Annotated in this window: 29 protein-coding genes; 18 read left to right on the top strand and 11 right to left on the bottom strand. The window is 38.2% G+C overall.

Features of this window, described 5'->3' with window-relative positions:
• The first annotated feature begins 106 nt into the window (after positions 1-106).
• The 3 genes from BN1209_RS07160 to BN1209_RS09185 are packed head-to-tail and all read left to right on the top strand — an operon-like array spanning position 107 to position 817.
• Positions 107-379, top strand: coding sequence for a BrnT family toxin (locus BN1209_RS07160; protein ID WP_045751566.1), 273 nt, complete (start codon positions 107-109; stop codon positions 377-379).
• Entirely contained in the window at positions 360-632 is a 273-nt protein-coding gene (locus tag BN1209_RS07155) for a BrnA antitoxin family protein (protein ID WP_045751565.1), read from the top strand. The genes BN1209_RS07160 and BN1209_RS07155 overlap by 20 nt, the downstream gene beginning before the upstream one ends.
• Before the next feature lie 14 nt (positions 633-646).
• Positions 647-817 carry a hypothetical protein gene (locus tag BN1209_RS09185; protein ID WP_171816514.1) on the top strand — a complete coding sequence of 57 codons (171 nt, stop codon included), beginning with the start codon at positions 647-649 and terminating at the stop codon, positions 815-817.
• 42 nt (positions 818-859) lie between these two features.
• Here BN1209_RS09185 and BN1209_RS07145 read toward each other — a convergent pair whose 3' ends face one another.
• The 6 genes from BN1209_RS07145 to BN1209_RS07115 all read right to left on the bottom strand — a co-directional run bounded on the left by BN1209_RS07145 (position 860) and on the right by BN1209_RS07115 (position 4,281).
• The gene (locus tag BN1209_RS07145; RefSeq protein WP_045751564.1) at positions 860-1,426 is read right to left on the bottom strand and encodes a tyrosine-type recombinase/integrase; all 567 of its coding nucleotides are present in this window, start codon (positions 1,424-1,426) and stop codon (positions 860-862) included.
• A gap of 476 nt (positions 1,427-1,902) precedes the next feature.
• Positions 1,903-2,496: a hypothetical protein gene (locus BN1209_RS07135; RefSeq protein ID WP_045751562.1), complete on the bottom strand. Its 594-nt coding sequence runs from the start codon at positions 2,494-2,496 to the stop codon at positions 1,903-1,905.
• Between the two features lie 20 nt (positions 2,497-2,516).
• Positions 2,517-3,032, bottom strand: a complete 516-nt coding sequence (locus BN1209_RS07130; protein ID WP_045751561.1) for a macro domain-containing protein — start codon at positions 3,030-3,032, stop codon at positions 2,517-2,519.
• A 21-nt stretch (positions 3,033-3,053) separates the two neighbouring features.
• Positions 3,054-3,293, bottom strand: a complete 240-nt coding sequence (locus tag BN1209_RS07125) for a hypothetical protein (protein WP_045751560.1) — start codon at positions 3,291-3,293, stop codon at positions 3,054-3,056.
• A gap of 9 nt (positions 3,294-3,302) precedes the next feature.
• A complete protein-coding gene (locus BN1209_RS07120; protein ID WP_045751559.1) occupies positions 3,303-3,566 on the bottom strand; it encodes a hypothetical protein in 264 nt (87 codons plus the stop codon).
• Between the two features lies 1 nt (position 3,567).
• The gene (locus tag BN1209_RS07115; protein ID WP_045751558.1) at positions 3,568-4,281 is read right to left on the bottom strand and encodes a hypothetical protein; all 714 of its coding nucleotides are present in this window, start codon (positions 4,279-4,281) and stop codon (positions 3,568-3,570) included.
• Positions 4,282-4,424: 143 nt separating this feature from the next.
• On the opposite strand from BN1209_RS07115, the gene BN1209_RS07110 reads away from it, so the two are divergent.
• From BN1209_RS07110 to BN1209_RS07085, 7 genes are all read left to right on the top strand, one after another.
• The gene (locus BN1209_RS07110; RefSeq protein WP_045751557.1) at positions 4,425-5,390 is read left to right on the top strand and encodes a helix-turn-helix transcriptional regulator; all 966 of its coding nucleotides are present in this window, start codon (positions 4,425-4,427) and stop codon (positions 5,388-5,390) included.
• A gap of 2 nt (positions 5,391-5,392) precedes the next feature.
• Complete coding sequence (locus BN1209_RS09210) at positions 5,393-5,926, top strand: phospholipase D-like domain-containing protein (RefSeq protein WP_197539011.1); 534 nt, start codon at positions 5,393-5,395, stop codon at positions 5,924-5,926.
• A gap of 116 nt (positions 5,927-6,042) precedes the next feature.
• Positions 6,043-8,688 (top strand): DEAD/DEAH box helicase, encoded by a 2,646-nt coding sequence (locus tag BN1209_RS07105; protein ID WP_197539010.1) that lies wholly within the window; start codon positions 6,043-6,045, stop codon positions 8,686-8,688.
• Complete coding sequence (locus BN1209_RS07100) at positions 8,688-9,377, top strand: DUF4391 domain-containing protein (protein ID WP_045751556.1); 690 nt, start codon at positions 8,688-8,690, stop codon at positions 9,375-9,377. The genes BN1209_RS07105 and BN1209_RS07100 overlap by 1 nt, the downstream gene beginning before the upstream one ends.
• A 28-nt stretch (positions 9,378-9,405) precedes the next feature.
• Entirely contained in the window at positions 9,406-11,256 is a 1,851-nt protein-coding gene (locus tag BN1209_RS07095; RefSeq protein ID WP_045751555.1) for a site-specific DNA-methyltransferase, read from the top strand.
• Between the two features lie 101 nt (positions 11,257-11,357).
• Entirely contained in the window at positions 11,358-14,384 is a 3,027-nt protein-coding gene (locus BN1209_RS07090) for a type III restriction-modification system endonuclease (RefSeq protein ID WP_197539009.1), read from the top strand.
• Between the two features lie 76 nt (positions 14,385-14,460).
• Entirely contained in the window at positions 14,461-14,850 is a 390-nt protein-coding gene (locus BN1209_RS07085; protein WP_045751553.1) for a hypothetical protein, read from the top strand.
• Here the strand turns inward: BN1209_RS07085 and BN1209_RS09180 are convergent.
• From BN1209_RS09180 to BN1209_RS07080, 3 genes are read right to left on the bottom strand one after another with little or no spacing between them, the layout of a single operon-like run.
• Positions 14,843-15,019 (bottom strand): hypothetical protein, encoded by a 177-nt coding sequence (locus BN1209_RS09180; RefSeq protein ID WP_171816513.1) that lies wholly within the window; start codon positions 15,017-15,019, stop codon positions 14,843-14,845. The two genes, BN1209_RS07085 and BN1209_RS09180, sit on opposite strands and share 8 nt — an antisense overlap.
• 48 nt (positions 15,020-15,067) lie before the next feature.
• The gene (locus BN1209_RS09175) at positions 15,068-15,238 is read right to left on the bottom strand and encodes a hypothetical protein (protein ID WP_171816512.1); all 171 of its coding nucleotides are present in this window, start codon (positions 15,236-15,238) and stop codon (positions 15,068-15,070) included.
• 11 nt (positions 15,239-15,249) lie between these two features.
• The gene (locus tag BN1209_RS07080) at positions 15,250-15,690 is read right to left on the bottom strand and encodes a DUF6641 family protein (RefSeq protein ID WP_045751552.1); all 441 of its coding nucleotides are present in this window, start codon (positions 15,688-15,690) and stop codon (positions 15,250-15,252) included.
• 432 nt (positions 15,691-16,122) lie between these two features.
• Here BN1209_RS07080 and BN1209_RS07075 point away from each other — a divergent pair, with 432 nt between their 5' ends.
• Positions 16,123-16,545: a hypothetical protein gene (locus BN1209_RS07075; RefSeq protein ID WP_045751551.1), complete on the top strand. Its 423-nt coding sequence runs from the start codon at positions 16,123-16,125 to the stop codon at positions 16,543-16,545.
• 174 nt (positions 16,546-16,719) lie between these two features.
• Here BN1209_RS07075 and BN1209_RS07070 read toward each other — a convergent pair whose 3' ends face one another.
• On the bottom strand, positions 16,720-17,082 hold the full coding sequence (locus tag BN1209_RS07070) for a helix-turn-helix domain-containing transcriptional regulator (RefSeq protein WP_045751550.1): 363 nt from the start codon (positions 17,080-17,082) through the stop codon (positions 16,720-16,722).
• Positions 17,083-17,122: 40 nt separating this feature from the next.
• Positions 17,123-17,449 (bottom strand): type II toxin-antitoxin system RelE/ParE family toxin, encoded by a 327-nt coding sequence (locus BN1209_RS07065; RefSeq protein ID WP_045751549.1) that lies wholly within the window; start codon positions 17,447-17,449, stop codon positions 17,123-17,125.
• Positions 17,450-17,535: 86 nt separating this feature from the next.
• On the opposite strand from BN1209_RS07065, the gene BN1209_RS07060 reads away from it, so the two are divergent.
• The 7 genes from BN1209_RS07060 (at position 17,536) to BN1209_RS07030 (ending at position 20,514) form a co-directional block, all read left to right on the top strand.
• On the top strand, positions 17,536-17,796 hold the full coding sequence (locus BN1209_RS07060; RefSeq protein ID WP_045751548.1) for a DUF4113 domain-containing protein: 261 nt from the start codon (positions 17,536-17,538) through the stop codon (positions 17,794-17,796).
• Positions 17,797-17,897: 101 nt separating this feature from the next.
• Positions 17,898-18,161, top strand: coding sequence for a GNAT family protein (locus tag BN1209_RS07055; protein WP_045751547.1), 264 nt, complete (start codon positions 17,898-17,900; stop codon positions 18,159-18,161).
• 4 nt (positions 18,162-18,165) lie between these two features.
• Positions 18,166-18,633 carry a type II toxin-antitoxin system HicB family antitoxin gene (locus BN1209_RS07050; protein ID WP_082048466.1) on the top strand — a complete coding sequence of 156 codons (468 nt, stop codon included), beginning with the start codon at positions 18,166-18,168 and terminating at the stop codon, positions 18,631-18,633.
• Entirely contained in the window at positions 18,617-18,886 is a 270-nt protein-coding gene (locus tag BN1209_RS07045) for a hypothetical protein (RefSeq protein ID WP_045751546.1), read from the top strand. Before BN1209_RS07050 ends, BN1209_RS07045 begins: the two co-directional genes overlap by 17 nt.
• Positions 18,887-19,237: 351 nt before the next feature.
• Positions 19,238-19,651 (top strand): MarR family winged helix-turn-helix transcriptional regulator, encoded by a 414-nt coding sequence (locus BN1209_RS07040; protein ID WP_045751545.1) that lies wholly within the window; start codon positions 19,238-19,240, stop codon positions 19,649-19,651.
• A gap of 33 nt (positions 19,652-19,684) precedes the next feature.
• Positions 19,685-20,257 (top strand): YceI family protein, encoded by a 573-nt coding sequence (locus tag BN1209_RS07035; RefSeq protein ID WP_045751544.1) that lies wholly within the window; start codon positions 19,685-19,687, stop codon positions 20,255-20,257.
• A gap of 23 nt (positions 20,258-20,280) precedes the next feature.
• On the top strand, positions 20,281-20,514 hold the full coding sequence (locus BN1209_RS07030; RefSeq protein ID WP_045751543.1) for a CDGSH iron-sulfur domain-containing protein: 234 nt from the start codon (positions 20,281-20,283) through the stop codon (positions 20,512-20,514).
• Positions 20,515-20,547: the final 33 nt, after the last annotated feature.

The raw sequence follows: 20,547 nt of genomic DNA, 5'->3' as shown, positions 1-20,547 counted from the left end.
GATTTGTCCTGTTACAAGACAAATCTTCTTACCCATTTAGAATATAATTTACGTAACTACAAAAAATATTTGTAAATCTTAATTAATGTCACTACAATAATTACCTATGAAGTTCACTTTTGACGCTAACAAAGATGCTATTAATTTATCCAAGCACAATCTATCTCTCGCAGAGGCTGAGCATCTGGATTGGGTTGATATGCTGTCATGGGTGGATGATAGACAGGATTATGGAGAGGTTAGACAAATTGGTTTGGTACCAATGAAACAACGACTTTATGTTGTGGTGTTTGTGGATAAGAAAACTGAACGAAGAATTATTAGTCTAAGAAAAGCCAACTTAAGAGAGTGTGAACGATATGAGCAAGAAATTAATTAGACCAACAGATGAAGAAGATCTTTTGATCACCGCAGCAGCGTCGAATGATGCTGACAATGTCCCACTAACAGATGACGAGTGGAATAGAGTGAGGGCTACGGTAAAACGTGGTCCAGGTCGCCCAATGGGCAGTGGCACGAAAGCACAAGTAACTTTGCGATTAGATGTTGAAGTGATTGAAGCATTAAGAGCTACAGGTACTGGGTGGCAGACTCGCGCAAATGATATTTTGCGTAAAGGTGTCCATCGCTAAGATAGGTCGACAAAATGGACATTAAACCTATTCAGAATGAAGCAGATTACAAAGCAGCACTCAAAGCTGTTTCGCCTTACTTTGAGAATGAGCCTAAGCCAGGTAGTGCTGAAGGTGATTTCTTCGAAGGGATGTTAGCGCTAATAAGTGCGTACCAAGCAAACACTTTTCCGATTCATATGTAATGATTGGCAAATAAAGATTTGTCCTTTTACAGGACAAATCTCCTAAATCAACTCAACAGCGTTACGCTTCATCTCATCGTTAACGTCGATATATCTTTGCGTCACAGCAATGGATTTATGGCCTGCTAGGCTCGCTAAAACACGCACTCCCACACCTTTGGTGGCTAGTGAAGTAATAAACGATCTCCGGCCAGAGTGGCTGCTAGCATTATTCAGTCCTGAGCGTTTATAAGTCCAAAAAAACCACTGGCATAAGGTGTTTGGAGTAAATCCAAGTCGATTGCTGGAATGGAAAAAGGGAATCTCTGGATTGAAGATCTTTCTAGTCTTTAGATAACTTGCAAATTCATCACGCAGCTTCTGAGGAATGAATACAACTCTTGCTTCATTGCCTTTAGTTTGTTCTGCTGAAAGACGAATTTCAGTTTTGATTGTGTGATCTTCGTTTAATACATCACGCATCTTTAAGTTAGCTATTTCTGCGACCCGCATACCTGACCAAAAGCTAGTCAAAATCAAACAGCGATTACGACCCGCATAACGACTTTTACTGACGTACCGAAGTACTTGATCTATCTCTGCTTGAGAAAGTGTTTTTGCTTGTGCCATTTTTAGTGCTCCTTGATAAAGAAAATATTAAATGCAGCTTATTTTCTTATTTAGCTAAGGACAACCGAATTTGGCACTAGCAAAGAGATATTAAAAATCAATTGGTTAACTGACTTTAGAGGGTTAGGTAAAGAATATAGCAATATTCTTTACCTAAGCACTTCATGGTATTTAAATATTGGATTTAAATTTAAGGCTATTTATCTTCCTTTTTAAAAGGAAAAAAGTCACTAAACTCAAGATTGAATATGCGGAAAATAAGAACGACTTAAATTCTTCACGACTAATCACTGCAGCATAAATTTCTAAAGTAAAAGCGACGACCATAAAATATTGCGCTAATTTGAAAAAATTAAGTTGATTCATTTTTGCTCCTTAAATTAATAAAAATATGTATTACTACCGTCCAACTTCAATGAAAATTTTGAAATAAATAATAAAGAGTTTTAACTCTTACCTTTGTCGTGGACTAAAACTTAGGTATGTTTAATTGATGCATTTTCTATAATTTTCATCGCTAACAAATCAATTCCGATCCGCGAATCAATGGTTGCAGTTTTGAAATCAAAGGTTTGTTTTCCAAGTCCAAAATAAGAAAACATCAGCTCACAAATAAAAAGTGGACGATTGCCATTTAATTTTGCAAATTCTTCGTTAGATACTTCAAGCGCAAAGTTAAGAAAGCGATAAAGCCTAATAATCTCGATGTCTGTTGATGATTTACATTCACCGTAAATTATAGATTCAACATCTTTTTTGTTTAAACCTGCTACAACTTTAGGTAGTGAAACATGACCGTTTGGGAATGCAATAATCCACTCCCTGAAAATATCTAAATCTTTCAATAATTGTTGATGCTTCCCCTGAGAGTCTTCCAATTGAGAAGCATTGCGAAAGGCTGCTATACGATAGGATATTGCAGCATCTTCAAAGAATTTGGCAGCCTTATCCGGTTGACCGCTATCAGCATAGGATTTGCCTAGAGAAAAAATATCTTCGGTAGCTTTTTTAATGCCTTTTGTCGAGAGTTTCACCAGCTCATCATATTCAGCTTGATTTAGTCCTTTCATTTTTTGCTCCACTTTTTCATTTATATCAATTGCTGATCAATTTGAATTCTTGTGGACATACTCTTTGCATCTAGTTCAGATTGAAATACAAATCTTATTTCTTTAAGTAATACGGTTTCTCTTAACGATAAAGCGATTTTTGAGTAGATATTAATAGCATCGGGCATTGGGAAACTATGAATGCCAGTTCCTATTGCAGGTAATGCTATTCGCTGAATATTATTGTCCTCCGCTAATCTAAAAACATTAAGAAGAGAGTCCCCTAATAGCGCATAGGGATTAAGATCAATATGAAACTTAGGCGTGCACACATGAAGAATATATTTATTGGGTAAATTAAATGCCTGCGTTATGACTGCATTAGGTGGTTTAAGGGGAGCTAAATGTTTTGTCATTTGTTCCAGCTCTTTACCTGCTGCTTTATGTATTACTCCGCAAACCCCAGATCCAGCAAGCATAGATGAGTTCGCTGAATTAACTATTGCATCACAATCGTCTTGGGCAGTGATGTTTCCTTGTACTGAAGTTATGATCATAAAAATTGATTCACTAATTACCTAGTTTGGATTGGGCAAATGCATAAAGATTGAATTCCCGTTATCTCCAAAGTTATTGCTGGATAATAATCTAATCTCAGCATTTCTTAACTTATCTAGAATAGATTCCCAAACCCATGGAACAGGAGGGCTTCCATCTGGATGATCTTCTTTAAATTTGTTGATAGCGTCATTAATTAAATGACTAAGCGAAATTCTTTCTACGTCTTGCAATGTCAATGTGTGATTATAGATAGTCATTACAATTCCTTAATTATTTGGTAGTAAATCTACTTTTGGAGGAAGTGGGACAATCTTGCTGTCAGCCCATCCTTCTGGCGGTGGCGGGACATATCCTCGTTGTATAGGCTGTATATAGACAGGCGGCGGGGAATAGTAAATTGGTGGTGGAACGATGTATGCTGGCGGAAGCAGATATTGAAGCGGTTGAGGATTAGCTGGTACTGGATAGTAATATCCGCCTGCCATTGCCTGCTGTGTAAATAACAATCCAACTAGTAAAAGTTTTTTCATATTATTCACCTAAAATTAATTTTGAGTTTTTAAGATCAGTATTTTTAAGATCAAAGATTGCTGGTTGTGACGTTGATTTAAAATCCTTGATTGAGAAGTTTGCGCTGATGAGCTTTCCCTCTTTAAAGTAAATCACGTTGATTGCATCGCTTTTGCTCATCTCAGCTTTAAGAACTTTGTCGACTCCCTCAAGTATGGTTTTTTGCTTCTCACCGTCAGCACTCAACATCATTATGGATATTTTGGCTTCATCCTCATTCACAATGTCATTGAAGTTTTTAATGTAAGTGCACAAAAATACTTTCGGGCTGTCGTTGTCTGGAAAAGGTCTGAGCGAGCTAAATTTATTCTTATAACTATCAAAAAGTAAGTGCACCTTATCGCTATTCTCGGGGGTGATAAGAAGGTTGCGGGTAATAGAACCAGTTGAGCCATAGCCCACTCGATATGAATCTTTAGGCTCTTCAATGTTAGCTACCCATAAATTGCCGTATTTCTGAACGTAGCCAACCTTTAAAGTGATCTCAGATTTTCCATCACTCTTATCTGAAATCTTTGCTTCTATTTTGACTTCATCGGCTTTGTGCCTGAAATGATCATAGATGCCATACGCAAATACAAAAATAATTGATAGGGCTATAGTCCCTAAGATTATGGTGATTGCTATTCTGTCTAGAAATTTTATCAACCTGTCAAATCTGCTCTTAATTTCCATCAGTTACTCCTTGATAATTATTGCTTGTCAAAAGTATGAATACCTGTGAAGCTCATAGAATGAGCCAGTTGATAATATTTGTAGCTCAATATATGAGCTACGAGCACTGCATAATCATGTAATACCTTATTAAGATTGAATATATGAGTATCAACGAACGTATATATCGTATTGATCAATTACTAAATGACCGAAAAACGGTGTCATTCCAAGAGCTATTAGATCGACTAGAGGTTTCACCGGCTACACTGAAGCGCGATTTGGCATATATGCGTGATCGTCTAAACGCCCCTATCGTGTATGACAAAGAGCAAAACGGTTGTCGATTTGAGAATAATTCTGAAAACTATGCCTTACCGGGTTTGTGGTTTAGTCCAGAAGAGATCTATGCGCTGCTGACCATGCAGCATTTACTGAGTAATCTCGACGGTGATGGGCTCTTAAGCAAGCATGTAAAACCACTGCAGTCTAGATTGTTAGCTATGCTTGAAGATTCAGACAGCTCATTCGAAGAAATTCAAAAGCGTGTAAAGATTGAAAAGATGGGCTCACGAAAATACGATCTAGAGCATTTTCAAGAAATAGGCTTGGCATTAGTTAAGCGAAAGCGATTAGTCATTGAATATCAATCTCGCAGCAAAGATGAAAATACACATCGTGAAATCTCACCACAACGGCTAATTTATTATCGTGACAATTGGTATTTAGATGGTTGGTGTCATTCCAGAAATGCACTCAGAAGCTTTTCTATAGATGCAATTAAAAAAGCAGAAATCCTAGAAACAAAGGCTGATGAAATTGATGACAATGAGTTGAATGCTGAACTTGGAAGTGGTTATGGTATTTTTGCAGGAAAAGAAGTGAAATGGGCTCTACTAAGATTTTCGCCAGAACGAGCAAAATGGGTAGCAACTGAAAAATGGCACCCCGCACAAAAAAGTAAATTTTTAGTGGATGGATCTTATGAGCTTGAAGTTCCCTATAGCGACAATCGTGAGTTGTTAATGGATATAATGAAGCATGGCAGTGAAGTAGAGTTAATATCTCCGCAGAATTTAATATCTGAATTGAAATTGATAATAAGTGAAACCCATAAGCTTTATAAGTAGATATGAAGTTAATTGACAACATAAACAATCTTCTTGGTGACGATCTCAAAGATTCCGCTAAGCCAGGATCAAAGCTTAAGATTGCAGCTTCTTGCTTTTCTATTTACGCTTATGAAGCTCTTAAACAAGAGCTTGAGATGGTCGACTCGCTTCAGTTTATTTTTACTTCACCTACTTTTGTCCCTAATGAAGTTACTGACAAACTAAAAAAAGAAACTCGTGAATTTCATATCCCTAAAGCGTCCCGCGAGAAAAGTTTTTATGGCACAGAGTTCGAGATTCAGCTTAAAAACAAACTAACGCAAAGAGCTATTGCCAAAGAGTGTGCTGATTGGATTAAAAGTAAAGCCGTTTTTAAGTCTAATAAAACCAAAGCGCCGATGCAGCAATTTGTGACGTGCATCAATGATGAGGAGCAAGCTGTATATCTTCCAATTTCAGGGTTTACTGCAGCAGATTTGGGCTATCAAAGAAGTGATGCATTTTCGAATATTGTAAATAAGATAGATGAGGCTGCTTTAACAACACTTACCTGAATTTATTTAACGAAATCTGGAATGATCAAGAGAAGCTTGAGGATGTCACTGAGGCTATTTGTGAACATATTTCTTCAGCCTATCAAGAAAACTCTCCTGAACGCATTTACTTCTTAATGCTTTACAACATTTTTAAAGACTTTCTATCCGAGATTAATGACGACTTACTTCCAAATGACTTAACGGGATACAAAGACTCTGTTATTTGGAACAAGTTATTCAATTTCCAGAAAGATGCTGCAACAGGGATCATCAATAAACTAGAAACTTACAATGGATGCATTCTTGCCGACAGTGTTGGTCTTGGTAAAACGTTTACTGCTCTGGCAGTTATCAAATATTACGAGCTCCGCAATAAGTCTGTTCTAGTTTTATGCCCTAAGAAATTGGCAGAGAATTGGCTTAATTACAATCGAAACCTCACAACTAATATTTTAGCGAAGGATAGATTGAATTACGATGTCTTGTGCCACACGGACTTGCAACGCAAAACGGGTGAGTCTCTTGGTATGCCGCTTAGCAAAGTGAACTGGAGTAATTACGATTTGGTTGTGATTGATGAATCACACAACTTTAGAAACAACGACGCCTTTAAGGAAAAAGAAACTCGCTACCAGAAGTTAATGAATACAGTGATTAAGCAAGGTGTAAAAACCAAAGTTTTGATGCTTTCTGCTACGCCTGTCAACAATCGCTTTAGCGACTTAAAAAATCAATTGGCACTTGCATATGAGGGGGACTCATCTGCACTCAAATCAAAAATCAAATCTGAGCGTGATATTGAAACCATATTTAGTCGGGCTCAAGCTTCATTCAATGCGTGGTCAAAACTGCCTGCTGAACAACGGACTGCAGCAACGATATTAGATACTTTAGATTTTGATTTTTTTGAGCTCTTGGATAGTGTCACAATCGCACGCTCTAGGAAGTATATTGAAACGTTCTATAACACGGCAGACATTGGAAAATTTCCAACAAGGTTAAAACCAATTTCATACCATAGCCCGTTAACTAGTGATACTAGGGTGATGGGCTTCAACCAGATATTCAAACAACTTAGCTTGCTGAAACTTTGTGTCTATTCCCCACTAATTTACATATTGCCCAGTCGAATCAGGAAGTATGAGGAAATTTACGATACTGATATTGGTGAGGGGAAAGCAAAGTTTAAACAGGTTGATAGAGAAAGAAGTTTAGTAGCATTGATGACCACCAATCTCCTTAAGCGATTGGAGAGCTCGGTACATTCATTCAGATTGACTCTGGAAAAGCTCAAATATAACCATCAAGGCACCTTAGAAAAAATCGAAGCCTTTAAGCTCACTGGCACAGACGCTGGTTTTGAAGATGTATCAATTAATGATCAAAATTTTGAAGCGGAAGAAGAAGACATTGATGAAGGCGGGGTGAGTTCAATAGGAGGTAAAGTAAAAATCAAGCTATCTGATATGGATATTGTTCGCTTGGAAGAAGACTTACGGGCGGATCTATTTTTTATCGAGAGCTTACTTGCAGAAATGCATTTGGTAACACCTGAAAAAGATTCAAAACTGCAGCATTTAATCGCTCAGATTAAACAAAAAATTGATCACCCAATAAATCCAAATAATAAAAAAGTTCTTATCTTTACTGCATTCGCAGACACTGCTGATTATTTATATGAAAATCTAGCGCCCATTATTATGCAGTCACATGCCTTACATACTGGCAAGGTAACTGGATCTGACAATCCAAAGTCCACGCTAAATGACGGAAGCAATAAAAAGAATTATGACTACCAAGCACTGCTTACGCTGTTCTCTCCAATATCAAAAGAAAAGTCTGTTGTATTACCTAACGAGCCAAGGGAGCTAGATATTCTTATTGGGACGGACTGTATCTCTGAAGGCCAAAACTTACAGGATTGTGACTATCTGATTAACTACGACATTCACTGGAACCCAGTTCGTATTATCCAACGCTTTGGTCGTGTCGATCGTATTGGCTCGCCTAATGATTGCATTCAGCTGGTGAACTACTGGCCTGATATATCTTTAGATGAATACATCAATCTAAAAGAGCGTGTTGAAAACCGCATGGTGATTGCTGATGTAACGGCGACTGGCGACGATAATGTTTTAAACGCTAAAGCAAACGACGTTTCATACCGTAAAGAGCAGTTACGGAAGCTTCAAGAAGAAGTAATTGAAATGGAGGACGTGAAAACAGGCGTCTCTATTACAGACTTGGGGCTCAATGACTTCAGAATGGATTTGCTTAACTATACTAAAGCAAATGGTGATCTAGAAAGCCTGCCATCAGGAATGCACGCAGTTGTGCCGGCGAATCAACAAAAAGGATTAGTGCCGGGAGTGATATTTACTCTTCGCAATATCAATCAATCAGTCAATATTAATCAGCAAAATAGATTGCATCCCTATTATCTAGTTTACATTGGGGATAATGGCGAGGTTATTCATAACCATACTGAAGTTAAACGCTTGCTCGATTTAGCGCGAACTGCATGCAAAGGTGAGTATGAGCCAATTAATGAGGCATGTAAGTTATTCAACAAAGCGACTCAAGATGGACGCGATATGCGACGAAGTTCAAATTTGCTTGACCAAGCTATCCGCACGATGATTGAGGTAAAACAAGATAAAGATTTAGACAGTCTGTTCACTCATGGAAAAACTACAGCCTTATCTAATACCATTGAAGGCCTAGACGACTTTGAGCTAATTAGCTTTATTGTTATTCACGATACTCAAGGCAAACACTAATGGGGTATGCAATTTATCAGTACCCTCAAAAAGCCTATGTTAATAAGCCAATACCTAAAACTAAGTTTTATGAAAATGCCAACATTCCCAAGTCTATTAAAGATGCCTTCGTAAGTCAGATTCAGCAAATCACTTGGGCCTATAAACTATCCCCAGAAACAATTAACCTAACATCAACTAAAAGCCTTCTAGAAATACAGGTGTTCAATATTCAACTAAAAACATCAGAGCTTGATGAAAAAGTTTTGCTGAGTATAGATAAAGCGATTTTTCATCCTATCATTTTCCAGCTTTACTTTGATGATAAAGTACAAGTGAAAGTGGCTTACAAGCGAATCAATGAATCCGATGAATCTAAGTGGTTAGTGGAGCAATACTTTAGTTCGGAATGGATAAGTATCAATCAAGCAAATGAAGTAAAAACCAACTTACCTATCGCTTTAGATTTGAATGGTTTGTATGAGCAAGTCCTTAAAGAGCTTCTAACTTTGAAAGCGAATGATGGGGAAGGTATTAAAGAGCAAACTTTGCGTTTTGGTTTAATTGCTCAAAAACAAAAAGAAATTGAACAGCTTCAACGTAAAATATACAAAGAAAAACAATTTAATCGTAAAGTTGCTATGAACGGCCAACTTAAGAAACTAGAGCTAGAGCTGCAAGAACTTATTCCAGAAACAACAGAGCATTAATAGGTAGTAGAAAAACTAGGGTATAAAAATGGACAAACTTGATATGCAATCACCAAACTTGGTAAATCAAAACTTTGAAAAATTAGCAGAGCTCTTTCCCAATTGCGTTACAGAGGGTGCAGACGGTAAAGCGATTGATTTTGACTTACTTAAACAAGAGGTTAATCATGCTGTAGTGGAGGGCAACAAAGAGCGTTATCGTTTGGAGTGGCCTGGCAAACGTGAAGCGATTGTTACCGCTAATTTGCCTATAACTAAAACCTTGCGCCCTGTGCGGGAAGATTCAGTCGATTTCGATAATACTGAGAACATTTACATAGAAGGTGACAACCTTGAGGTGCTCAAGCTTTTGCAACAAAGCTATCTCGGCAGAGTCAAGATGATTTACATTGATCCACCCTATAACACTGGAAATGACTTTGTTTACAAAGATAATTTTTCAAAAGATGCCAATACTGAGCTTCTTGAAAGCGGTCAAAAAGATGAATCTAATAATCGCTTGAAAGCTAATCCGGAAACTTCAGGTCGTTACCATTCAGATTGGTTGTCAATGATATATCCAAGGCTCAAATTAGCTAGAAATTTATTAAAGGATGATGGAGCAATATTCATCTCAATTAATGATTCTGAAATTGCAAATTTAAGAAAGCTTTGTGATGAAGTATTTGGAGATGATAAATTTATTGCTTGTTTTGTTTGGAAAACTAGGCAAGCAAGTGGTAAACAGATTGCATTGAGTAATTCGTCCCAAGAGCATGATTATATTTTGTGTTATGGAAGAACATTAAATGGCATAGCTAGAGACTCAACAACATATACAAACCCCGACAATGATCCACGTGGCATATGGGCAAAGCATCCTTTAGATGTTGGCTCCACAAAAGAAGAGCGGCCAAATTGTTTTTATGACTTAGTTGACCCTGCTACAAATATAAGATACCCAGCAAATCCCAATCGTGTTTGGGCTTTTGCACCGACAAGCATGGCTAAACTACTGGAAGAAGGAAAAATTATTTTTCATCCAGAAGGCAAAACAAGGCCAGGTTTAAAGAAATTTTTCAATGAACTCAAAACCGATTCAAAGCCAATTTCAACATGGCTTGATCGTGAGACATTTGGAATTGGATTTAATACTGAAGGCACAAAAATTGTTAATGAATTGTTTGATGGCGAGAAATTTTTTGATTATCCAAAACCAGTTTCTTTAATACAGCTATTGATAGAGCAAGCATCTGATAGTGATGATCTTGTTTTAGACTTTTTTTCAGGGTCAGGAACTACAGCTCAAGCAGTATGGAAGAGCGCAGAAGAAACTGGAGTATCAAGAAAATTTATACTAGTTCAACTTCCGGAACAATTAAGTGAAGATAGTTCAGCATCAAAAGCTGGATTTAAAAACATTTGTGATATCGGTAAGGAGCGTATTCGCAGGGCAGGTAAAAAAACTATTGAGGCGATGGGCTCTAAAATTGACTGTGGCTTCAGAGTTTTTCGCTTAGATGAAAGTAACATGCAAGATGTTTATTATAGCCCTCAAGATTACGACCAATCTAAAATGGATATGTTTACTGACAATGTAAAACTTGATCGCACAGCAGATGATCTTTTAGCACAAGTTATGCTAGATTGGGGATTGCCGCTTAGCTTAAAAATTGAATCTATTAAAATCTCCGGAAAAACTGTTTTTAAGGTAGCTGATAATTCACTTTATGCTTCTTTTGACCAAGGCTTAGATGAAGCTTTTGCAAAAGAAATTGCCAAAGATAAACCACTGCGTGTGGTATTTCGGGATAGTGGTTTTAAAGACAACAGCGCAAAAACTAATGTAAAACAATTGCTAAAACAGCTTAGCCCTGAGACTGAAATGAAGGTTGTTTAGTAATGAAGCTGCAATTTAAAGAGCAGTCATTCCAAATTCAAGCAGTAAAAGCTGTTGTTGATTGTTTTTCTGGCCAGCCATTGAAGTCCAACCGCTTCACCTTGGAGCGTAGTCAAAACATTATCCGAAAAGCAAAAGAAATTGCTAATGGGATGAGAGGTTTTGATTATGAGACAGAATTGCTGGAAGATATTGGTTATCGCAATAGCGTTATTCAAATCACTGAAAATCAGGTGTTGGAGAATATTAAGAGAGTACAGCGACTTAATGATCTTAATGAGAGCCAAAGTGTTGAGCGCCCAATTAGCGTAAAGGCTGGGTACAACCTTACCATCGAAATGGAAACTGGAACGGGTAAAACCTATACTTATATTCGCACTATGTATGAGTTACACAAGCAATATGGCTGGAGCAAGTTTATTGTCATTGTCCCTAGCATTGCGATACGTGAAGGTGCATACAAGTCATTTGAAGTAACGCAAGACCATTTTCAGGAACTATACGGCCATAAAATAATTCCTTTTATCTACAATTCAGGCCGCCCACAAGACATTGAACATTTTGCATCTGACAGCCGTATAAGTGTCATGATTATTAACACTCAAGCATTTAATGCAAGGGGCGTTGACGCAAATAGAATCAAACAAGAATTAGATCAGTTTGGGACAAGACGCCCTATAGATATTATTGCTCAAACTAATCCAATCATCATTATTGATGAACCGCAATCAGTAGATGGACCTGCAACCCTAGAAAGTATGAAAGATTTTAAGCCTCTTTTTACTCTGCGCTACTCAGCAACACATAAGGTCGATTACAACAAAGTTTTTAGATTGGATGCATTAGATGCTTACAACAAACGCTTAGTTAAAAAGATTCAAGTTAAAGGAATAAATCTTAAAGGCTCTACAGGTACAACGGGCTATTTGTATTTAGAGCAGATTGTTCTTAGCACCTCTAAGCCTCCTTTTGCAATGCTTGAGTTTGAAAAACGCGATAATATCGGAGTCAAGAAGGTTAGGCAGAAGTTAAGTGAAGGCGCAAACCTATTCGAGCTTTCTGGCAATCTACCTGCTTACAAAAATCACACTATTTCTGAAATAAGCGGCTACCTAAATAAAGTGGTAATCGGTGGTGAAGATATTTACCCGGGTGACATTCTGAATGACAAGGATGAGCACGCTTTTAGACGTGTGCAAATCCGCGAGACCATTATGTCGCACCTGCAAAAAGAAAAAGTTCTTTTCGACAAAGGCATCAAAGTTCTAAGTCTTTTCTTTATTGATTCAGTGGAAAAATATCGAGTTTATGACGAAGCTGGAGAGCAAGCTTTAGGCGAGTATGCGCAGATTTTTGAAGAAGAATACAAACATGCAGTGAATGACTTTGTAGATTTATTTCATCAAGAATACAACCATTACCTTCATGAAACAGATCCAACTAACGTTCATAAAGGCTACATGCCAAGCAATTACTTAGAATATCTGAAACGCGATGATGCTCAAAAAGTACATGATGGCTACTTTTCGATAGATAAAAAGGGCAAATCTATCGACCCTACGGTTAAACGCGGCAGCGAAGAGTCTGATGATATTTCTGCCTACGACCTAATAATGAAAGATAAAGAGCGCTTGCTAAGCTTTGAAGAGCCTAAGCGTTTTATATTTTCGCATTCAGCTTTGAAAGAGGGCTGGGACAACCCTAATGTATTCCAAATTTGTGCACTAAAAAATGCTGAGACTGGAAGCCAAACACGCAGAAGGCAGGAAGTTGGCCGAGGTATGCGTTTATGTGTAGATAAGCGTGGCGTTCGCCAAGACTTCGAACTAATTGGTGACCAAGTACACGATGTCAACAAGCTCACTGTTATTGCGTCTGAAAGCTATGAAGCATTTGCTAAGGGATTACAAACTGAAATTGCTGCGACACTTAAAGATAGACCACAGAAGGCAGAAGTTAAATTCTTTGTTGGTAAGGTATTGTTCAATAAAAAAGATGAGGAGCATCGCTTAACTGAGGATGAAGCTAATAAGCTTAATAAGGTTTTATTTAAGCACGATGTGATTGATGAAGATGACAAAATCACCTCCTTGGGCAGAGAGTTGATTGAGCAAAGTAAAATGCCGCTTCCGGAGACCTTGGAGCCCTTTAGAGGTGCTGTTGCTAAGCTTCTTAAGTCGATCTATACGGGAGAGTCCTTTAAGCCAGAAGACGAGCGCAAGACCATTGTGCTAACTACTAACCCCAACTTCAAAAAGAAAGAATTCCAAGACCTTTGGGAAAAGATCAACTTTAAGACTATATATGAAGTTAACTTTGACACAGAGAAGTTGATTAGCGATAGTCGCGGGCGTATTAATAAAGACTTGCACATTAGTTACCGCACCTACGAAGTTAAGACCGGTGAGCTAAAAGATGGCACCAGAGAGCAAATGCAAGAAGGTGCTTTGATTGTTGAGTCTGAACGCCAGAATCTCAAATTAAAGACCGACCTCTACACCAATGCTACCTATGACATTGTTGGCGAAATTGAATCACAAACAAATCTTACTCGACTTACGGTAGTCGATATTTTGAAAGCTATAGACTCACAAAAATTTTACTTGCTGCACAAAAATCCTGAAGAGTTTATTGCCAAATGCAGCAAGCTAATCAATGAGGTCAAAGCTAGTTTAATTATTAACAATATTGTTTATCACAAGACTGAAGAGCGTTATGATGCTAAAACGGTTTTCACAAACGACAAGTCAGCACTTCGTGATTCAGAGCTCCTCAAAAAGCACATTTATGACTATTTAACATCCGACTCTAAAATCGAATCTAATTTTGCTAAAGACCTTGAAAATAGTGTTGAAGTCATTGTGTATGCAAAACTACCTAAGAGCTTTTACATTCCTACACCAATCGCAAATTACAGCCCTGATTGGGCGATAGTGTTTGATAAGGAAAAGGTACGGCATATCTATTTTGTTGCTGAGACTAAAGGCTCAGATTCTGACATGGACTTACGTGGTATTGAACAGCTGAAAATTCATTGCGCTGAAAAGCATTTTGGTTCAATCACTGGTGGTGTGGTTAAGTTCTGCAAAGTCAGCAGTTACGATAAATTATTAGAAATCGTTAATTAACTTTATTTTATTTAAGCTCACTCCGTGAGAGACTGACTTCTTAATAATAACGACTTATCCAAATAGGAAAAGTCGTATGAAATTCAAGTCGCTATTAGTATCATCAATCTTAGTTTTATTGAATGGTTGCGCAACAATCACTCAAGGCACGCAGCAAGCCATCTCATTCAAACTTGAACCAAAAGACACCATTTGTGAAGTTAGTCGAGTTGGAGATGGAAAACTTGGAAGAGTCTCTAGTTCATCTAGCACGATTTTTGTTGGTAAAGACAAAGACGATATTATTATTGTTTGTAATGCTGCTGGATACGAGCAATCAACAACCAAAGTGGTGAGTGGTGCAACTGGCGCTGGTGTTACTGGCGTACTTCTAGATTTTGGTATTACAGATATGATTACTGGCGCTATGTATCGCTATCCTGAAGAAGTCACTATTGCACTTAGCCCATTAGCAAAAGCTAATTGATATTTGCTAGTGCCAGCTGCCCAGCTTTAATCTTCTGACGAGCCTTTTCAGCCTTAATAGCTTTTTGTGTGTTCTTAACTTGATTTTTCATGCCTTGGATGCGTGCCTGATCTGGCGTTAAAGGCTTTTGTGGTTTGATGATTGTTTCTGCGAATTCGTAATAGCGCATGGTAAAGATTCCTTTGTGTTTCTATTATTTACCATGCGCTAGTGTTACTTAATTTCTCACCTGCATTGGTAAACTAATGACATTAGCTAGGCCATACATGGCATTCAATTGACCACGTGCCGCTAGTGCATTCATGGCCTCAATTCTTACTTTGGTTGATTGTGTACTAGTCTTACTAACGGGTACTTTTACCCAGCATTCATAAGTATTCAAATTCATCTTCATTCCCCTTATTTCTTAAAGTTGCTACGAAGTGCACCACTGGCTTGATCAATCTGTTGATCTAGCTCTCCAGCTTCAACTGCTTTCTTCACCAGCTCTAATGTACTTATCAGTTGATCTTTGTCTGCGACTTCAATGCTGGGTTTGCCCTTGGCTAACTCAATCACTTTAGTGCCGTATTTAATCGTTATGCACAGCGAACCAGTGTCACTGTTAAACCACCATGGACGGATTCGCTTGTTCACAGCAACGGTTTCGCTAGTGCCAGTGTCGATATTTTTGACAGTCTTCATCTTGGTAATTTTGAAGGGTTCATTTAAGAACTGGCTTCGTGCCAATTGAATCTGTTCCCATAGTTTATTGCCCAGCTTGTAACGACGTTTCACAACATCTGGCATTTGCTGCGGCTTAACTGCTGTGACTAACTTCAAAGTATTTAATGTGCTCATGTAATTTCTCCTGTTTGGTTAATGGGCACACATAAAGTTAATGTCACTTCGCCGAGATGGACAACCGAAATCTGCCTGATCTCAACATTTTGGTTAAATTGATCCACTTAAAACACCTCAAAATCCCCAGAAAAATTCTACTTTCAGTTTTAAAGAGATAAATATTTTTGCGAGTTGCTTTGTTACAAAGTTGAGTTAGTCGCAAGAAGAAATAAAAAGAAGTTGCTGTTTACTGTCATTGTTACTTGGTTTGTTACTGGTAACTGGTTGCACAAATGAGAAGCTCTCATGCAACTCGTCAACAGCAACAGTCAACAGTGACTCTCTTTTTTCTCTTCTGCGACTTCTACTCCAAGGCGACTAAGCGACTAGCGCAACTTAAAAAATGGAGAACAAAACATGAAAGAACGAGAAATAGCAGTAAGAGGATTTATGAATGAGAAATTTGGCAGCACATACGGCAAAGGGTTATTCCATCGAGCCATCTATAACGGATCTGTTGAAGTCCGTGACCCATACTCAAAATACCTAATTGATCTATTTGAATATGATCGTTGGGAAATCAACGCTCGCGGTGATGAACAGCTAGCTTGGACTAAAAAGCTCGCAAGGGCACAGATCAATCAAGCGCCAGAGGCTTTAGCTTCTTGGATTCAGCACTACGATCCAATTACCAAAACCAAACGACAAGTAAACGGAGTATGTATTTATTTGCCAATGAGCCAAGAGTTATACATTACAGTTGATGATCCAGACGGTGGTATATCTGAAGAATGGACATTACAGGCCAAGCATTGCTTAAAGACAGGCCCTAACAAACCTATCTTTATCGCGACCAACTTCGATCTAATTTAACGCAATAGCGCATGAAGAATACAAAGCTGCTACATAGATAGCAGCTTTGTCATGATCAGCTGTTTAAGGCCTCCTAGTGTTTGTAATAGGCAGTGGATTTGTCCTGTAATAGGACAAATCTGAACTGTCTGGAATCCCGACATTTCAGAAAAGGACTGTCAAAAAAGTTGACACTTAGGCTGTAGCAGAAACTAGTGCGCTCTTTTGTTTTGAGTGAGGTAGTTTTACTGAATGTGCTTCGATACCAACATTTAAGCGTGTACGTACCGCACCAAAAATAGCTGCTAGGTTGTCCATGCTTGGATTGCCTTTTTGTGAAAGCATTCTATGTAGGCTTTTGCTTGGTTTTTCTGTTTTTTGCGCAAGTTCTTCAAAACCAATTGTTGCGTTCACTAAATCTCTAAGGATAAGTCGAGCAGTCTCAGTCTCATTATTTAAGAATAATGTTGCCGCTTCGTCTAATAGTGCTTGAGCGAATTGCGCATCGCGATTAACTCGCTCTAAGATGGTATCTTTAAAATCTCTTGTAAGTGCCATTGCATCTCTCCGTGTCTTGTATTGTGTAATTCAACTACTTTTACTTCTGTTTTTTTCTGGCTTTGTATTCAGTGTGTAATTCTTTAGCTCGGTCGATATCTTTTTGTTGTTTTTTCTTAGTTCCGCCACCAAATAAAATGATGAGTTTTTCACCATCTTTAGCTAGATAGATCCGATATCCAGGCCCCCAGTCAAGGACGAACTCACCAATCCCATCAAACCATTTGATATTGGAAGTGTTGCCTAGTTCCAGTCTTGCCACCACTACGGTGATCTTAACTGCTGCCTGTGTATCCAAGTCATCAAACCAGTCTTTATAGGGATTGGTTCCGTCTTCTCGGATATATTCTTTAACGTTGATTGCCATGAGTTGATAGTAAATTATATGTTACTATTGTGTCAACGGAAAAGTGACTTTTTCGATGACACCAGACAATTAGTAAAGATTGCGTTATGGGCTCTAAACACCTCTACAAGCGCGACTACAAATACGCTAAGGCTGGAGTAAGCTTGGGCGACTTAATACCAAGAAATAGAGCGCAGTTAGATATGTTTGCGTCAGGGCAATCAACTAGTCGAAGTACAAGTCTCATGAGCACCATCGACCTAATAAACAGCAAGATGGGACGAGGGTCGATTAAGTTAGCTAGCGAGGGTTTTGCTAGGCCGTGGAAGATGAAGCAAGGTAACAAAAGCCCGAATTACAGCTACTAGCTGGGACGGATTGGTTAGAGTTTGATATATTTGCATAATGATATTAATTTGGTAGCAACTAGATTTTAGTTGCTAAAGAAAAAACTTTTATACATAATCACATGTCAAAAAAACAGAAAAGACTAAAAGAGCTATTTTCAAGCCCGCCTCCGAGAGATTTCACTTGGGAGAATTTAGTTGCTGTGATGTCTTCAGCTGGATTTAGTAATCACTGTGACCATGGTGGATCACACTATATTTTTGAGCATGTGAATGGGTATAGAGTAAGCATGTCTAAAACTCACCCAGGCGGAATTCTAAAAGCGTATCAAATAAAAGATGCAAAAGAGGCTTTGATTTTTGTAAATGAAGGTCCAGAGGATTGAGAAGATGAGTGTTCTAACATATAAAACATATATAGGATCAATTGAGGTTAGCGTTGAAGATGAATGCTTGCATGGAAAAATTCTATTTATTGACGATCTAATTACTTATGAGGCGAATACAGTTCAAGAAATTCAGGTTGCTTTTGAGAGCTCTGTAGATAGATACTTACAGTATTGCCAAGAAACGGGAAAGTCTCCTAATAAGCCATATAGTGGGACTTTTAATGTAAGAACAGGCGAATCAATACATAAAAAAGCGGCTGAGCAAGCTGTAATGTCCGGCATTTCATTAAATGAGTTTGTTACTAAAGCTATAGAAGATCGTATAAATGGTGTTGGTTACGCTGAAGTTAAACATACACATTTTCATAATCATTATTCAGCGTCTAACGATGATTTTAGCGAAAGAACAATGGTTGCATCTTCAGCAATTCAGTCAAGTTGGGGGATAATGAATGCAACAACCCACTAACGAAACAGTGCAGCCAATACATTCTTTAACTATTAAAGAATTAACAGAGCTATTGATAAAAACTAACGGGATACATGAAGGTAAGTTTGAGCTTTCTGTCGAATTTCAAATTGGGGTTGGCGGAGTAGGGCCAAGTCCGGAAATGGTTGTGCCTGGTGCTATGGTTGGTGTTAATAGGGTTGGTTTAACGCAATCAATTGTTGAAGGCCCTAATACAGTTGATGCCTCATTAGTAAACCCTAAAAGCAAATGAAAATTTAAAATTTTTTGACACTTTTTAGCACGGTTCAATCAATACCATTTTTTGACTCAAGGGTAGCGCACTCTAGAACAGAGCCTCGACACTTTTAATCCGTTTGTCGTGGGTTCGATCCCCGCACAGCCACCAAGTATTACAAAAGGGTTACGTGAAAACGTAGCCCTTTTTTTCGTCTAAAATTTCAATACAGACCTGATGTGCGGTTTTCTTGGGGATGCTCTCTAAAAAGTCGGGTATCTCGATTTCTCTCAAATTTAACGTTAAAAGTTTTTTGAAATTAGCACTTGAATTTAGTTTTTGTTAGTACTATATTGATACTAATTAGTACTTTTATTGAGCTTAAAGATGAACTTCTTACCTGTTTTGAGAGAGTTGGCGTTAGCGTATCAATCATTCGAGCGATATTCAGCGCCAGATATAAAGGTGATGGGTTTAACGCATACACAATTCGACATTATTGCGACTTTAGGAAACCAGCCTCACATGACGTGTAAGCAGTTAGGGGAGAAAACATTGGTTACAAAAGGCACTTTGACTGGCGTCCTTGAGCGCCTTGAGATGAAAGGCATCCTCGAAAGGAAGCTTAATCCCGAGGATGCCCGTAGTCAGATGATTGGATTAACAAAAGACGGTCAGCAATTATTTGAAAAAGTATTTCCGCACCATGTAGCGCATTTGGAAAAGGCTTTTGGGAAGTTATCTGTAGATGAAATGACGGAGATACAAGGTTCATTGAAAAAGCTAAGAGCCATTTTCTAACAAATTATTCAGATTCACTTTAAGGAGAATTAAATGAAATCGGAATTATTAGCAGCACTATTAGTCACATTTGGGTTAAGTGTGAATGCAACAGCCGCGCCTGAAACTTATATAATCGATAGTAAACATACGATGCCGAGATTTTCATACAGCCATTTTGGATACTCAACGCAATTAAGCAAGTTCGATAAAACTTCAGGCAAGATTGTTTTTGATAAAGAAACAAAGCAAGGCTCTGTAGATGTGACGATTCAAACCACTTCCGTGAATACTGGTTACGCTCTCTTTAACGAGCATATTCAATCAGAAGACTTCTTCAATACTGCAAAATATCCAACGGCGACATTTACATCAAACAAGCTCAACTTTAATGGCGATAAGCTCTCATCTATGGATGGCACGCTGACGATCAAAGGCATTAGTAAGCCTGTTACTTTCACTGTGACTTCATTCCTTTGCATGCCGCATCCAATGGCTAAGAAGGATGCTTGTGGAGTAAACGCAACAGCCGTGGTTAAGCGCAGTGATTTTAATATGGGCAAGCATGTGCCATATGTCAGCGATGATGTGACAATCGACATTCCTGTTGAAGCCATTAAAGAGTAATTAATTTAAATTTGGAGATTAGAATGCAAGCAGCAAACCCACAAAACTCAGCTTATGCAGTAGAGGTTGAAGCTGGAAAAAGCTATTACTGGTGCTCTTGCGGTAAAAGTAAGACACAGCCTTTTTGCGATGGCTCGCATCAAGGTACTGCTTTTACGCCAGTAGCATATAAAGCAACAGAAAACAAAACAGCTTATTTCTGTGGATGTAAAAAGACGGTAAATCAGCCTATGTGTGACGGTAGTCACAGCAAGTAATAAAAAAAGGCTATCTCAGGCGTGGTTTTTTGT

Origin of the sequence: Candidatus Methylopumilus turicensis, from assembly GCF_000953015.1 — a bacterium.
In the GTDB taxonomy this organism is placed as follows: Bacteria; Pseudomonadota; Gammaproteobacteria; order Burkholderiales; family Methylophilaceae; genus Methylopumilus_A; species Methylopumilus_A turicensis.
The sequence above is the reverse complement of the archived record's forward strand: the minus strand, read 5'-3'. Positions and strand labels throughout refer to the sequence as shown.

Excerpts from the sequence above, each read along its gene's own strand:
- BN1209_RS07160 (WP_045751566.1), top strand. The coding sequence starts at position 107 with ATGAAGTTCACTTTTGACGCTAACAAAGATGCTATTAATTTATCCAAG.
- BN1209_RS07155 (WP_045751565.1), top strand. The coding sequence starts at position 360 with ATGAGCAAGAAATTAATTAGACCAACAGATGAAGAAGATCTTTTGATC.
- BN1209_RS09185 (WP_171816514.1), top strand. The coding sequence starts at position 647 with ATGGACATTAAACCTATTCAGAATGAAGCAGATTACAAAGCAGCACTC.
- BN1209_RS07145 (WP_045751564.1), bottom strand. The coding sequence starts at position 1,426 with ATGGCACAAGCAAAAACACTTTCTCAAGCAGAGATAGATCAAGTACTT.
- BN1209_RS07135 (WP_045751562.1), bottom strand. The coding sequence starts at position 2,496 with ATGAAAGGACTAAATCAAGCTGAATATGATGAGCTGGTGAAACTCTCG.
- BN1209_RS07130 (WP_045751561.1), bottom strand. The coding sequence starts at position 3,032 with ATGATCATAACTTCAGTACAAGGAAACATCACTGCCCAAGACGATTGT.
- BN1209_RS07125 (WP_045751560.1), bottom strand. The coding sequence starts at position 3,293 with ATGACTATCTATAATCACACATTGACATTGCAAGACGTAGAAAGAATT.
- BN1209_RS07120 (WP_045751559.1), bottom strand. The coding sequence starts at position 3,566 with ATGAAAAAACTTTTACTAGTTGGATTGTTATTTACACAGCAGGCAATG.
- BN1209_RS07115 (WP_045751558.1), bottom strand. The coding sequence starts at position 4,281 with ATGGAAATTAAGAGCAGATTTGACAGGTTGATAAAATTTCTAGACAGA.
- BN1209_RS07110 (WP_045751557.1), top strand. The coding sequence starts at position 4,425 with ATGAGTATCAACGAACGTATATATCGTATTGATCAATTACTAAATGAC.
- BN1209_RS09210 (WP_197539011.1), top strand. The coding sequence starts at position 5,393 with ATGAAGTTAATTGACAACATAAACAATCTTCTTGGTGACGATCTCAAA.
- BN1209_RS07105 (WP_197539010.1), top strand. The coding sequence starts at position 6,043 with ATGCTTTACAACATTTTTAAAGACTTTCTATCCGAGATTAATGACGAC.
- BN1209_RS07100 (WP_045751556.1), top strand. The coding sequence starts at position 8,688 with ATGGGGTATGCAATTTATCAGTACCCTCAAAAAGCCTATGTTAATAAG.
- BN1209_RS07095 (WP_045751555.1), top strand. The coding sequence starts at position 9,406 with ATGGACAAACTTGATATGCAATCACCAAACTTGGTAAATCAAAACTTT.
- BN1209_RS07085 (WP_045751553.1), top strand. The coding sequence starts at position 14,461 with ATGAAATTCAAGTCGCTATTAGTATCATCAATCTTAGTTTTATTGAAT.
- BN1209_RS09180 (WP_171816513.1), bottom strand. The coding sequence starts at position 15,019 with ATGCGCTATTACGAATTCGCAGAAACAATCATCAAACCACAAAAGCCT.
- BN1209_RS09175 (WP_171816512.1), bottom strand. The coding sequence starts at position 15,238 with ATGAATTTGAATACTTATGAATGCTGGGTAAAAGTACCCGTTAGTAAG.
- BN1209_RS07080 (WP_045751552.1), bottom strand. The coding sequence starts at position 15,690 with ATGAGCACATTAAATACTTTGAAGTTAGTCACAGCAGTTAAGCCGCAG.
- BN1209_RS07075 (WP_045751551.1), top strand. The coding sequence starts at position 16,123 with ATGAATGAGAAATTTGGCAGCACATACGGCAAAGGGTTATTCCATCGA.
- BN1209_RS07070 (WP_045751550.1), bottom strand. The coding sequence starts at position 17,082 with ATGGCACTTACAAGAGATTTTAAAGATACCATCTTAGAGCGAGTTAAT.
- BN1209_RS07065 (WP_045751549.1), bottom strand. The coding sequence starts at position 17,449 with ATGGCAATCAACGTTAAAGAATATATCCGAGAAGACGGAACCAATCCC.
- BN1209_RS07060 (WP_045751548.1), top strand. The coding sequence starts at position 17,536 with ATGGGCTCTAAACACCTCTACAAGCGCGACTACAAATACGCTAAGGCT.
- BN1209_RS07055 (WP_045751547.1), top strand. The coding sequence starts at position 17,898 with ATGTCAAAAAAACAGAAAAGACTAAAAGAGCTATTTTCAAGCCCGCCT.
- BN1209_RS07050 (WP_082048466.1), top strand. The coding sequence starts at position 18,166 with ATGAGTGTTCTAACATATAAAACATATATAGGATCAATTGAGGTTAGC.
- BN1209_RS07045 (WP_045751546.1), top strand. The coding sequence starts at position 18,617 with ATGCAACAACCCACTAACGAAACAGTGCAGCCAATACATTCTTTAACT.
- BN1209_RS07040 (WP_045751545.1), top strand. The coding sequence starts at position 19,238 with ATGAACTTCTTACCTGTTTTGAGAGAGTTGGCGTTAGCGTATCAATCA.
- BN1209_RS07035 (WP_045751544.1), top strand. The coding sequence starts at position 19,685 with ATGAAATCGGAATTATTAGCAGCACTATTAGTCACATTTGGGTTAAGT.
- BN1209_RS07030 (WP_045751543.1), top strand. The coding sequence starts at position 20,281 with ATGCAAGCAGCAAACCCACAAAACTCAGCTTATGCAGTAGAGGTTGAA.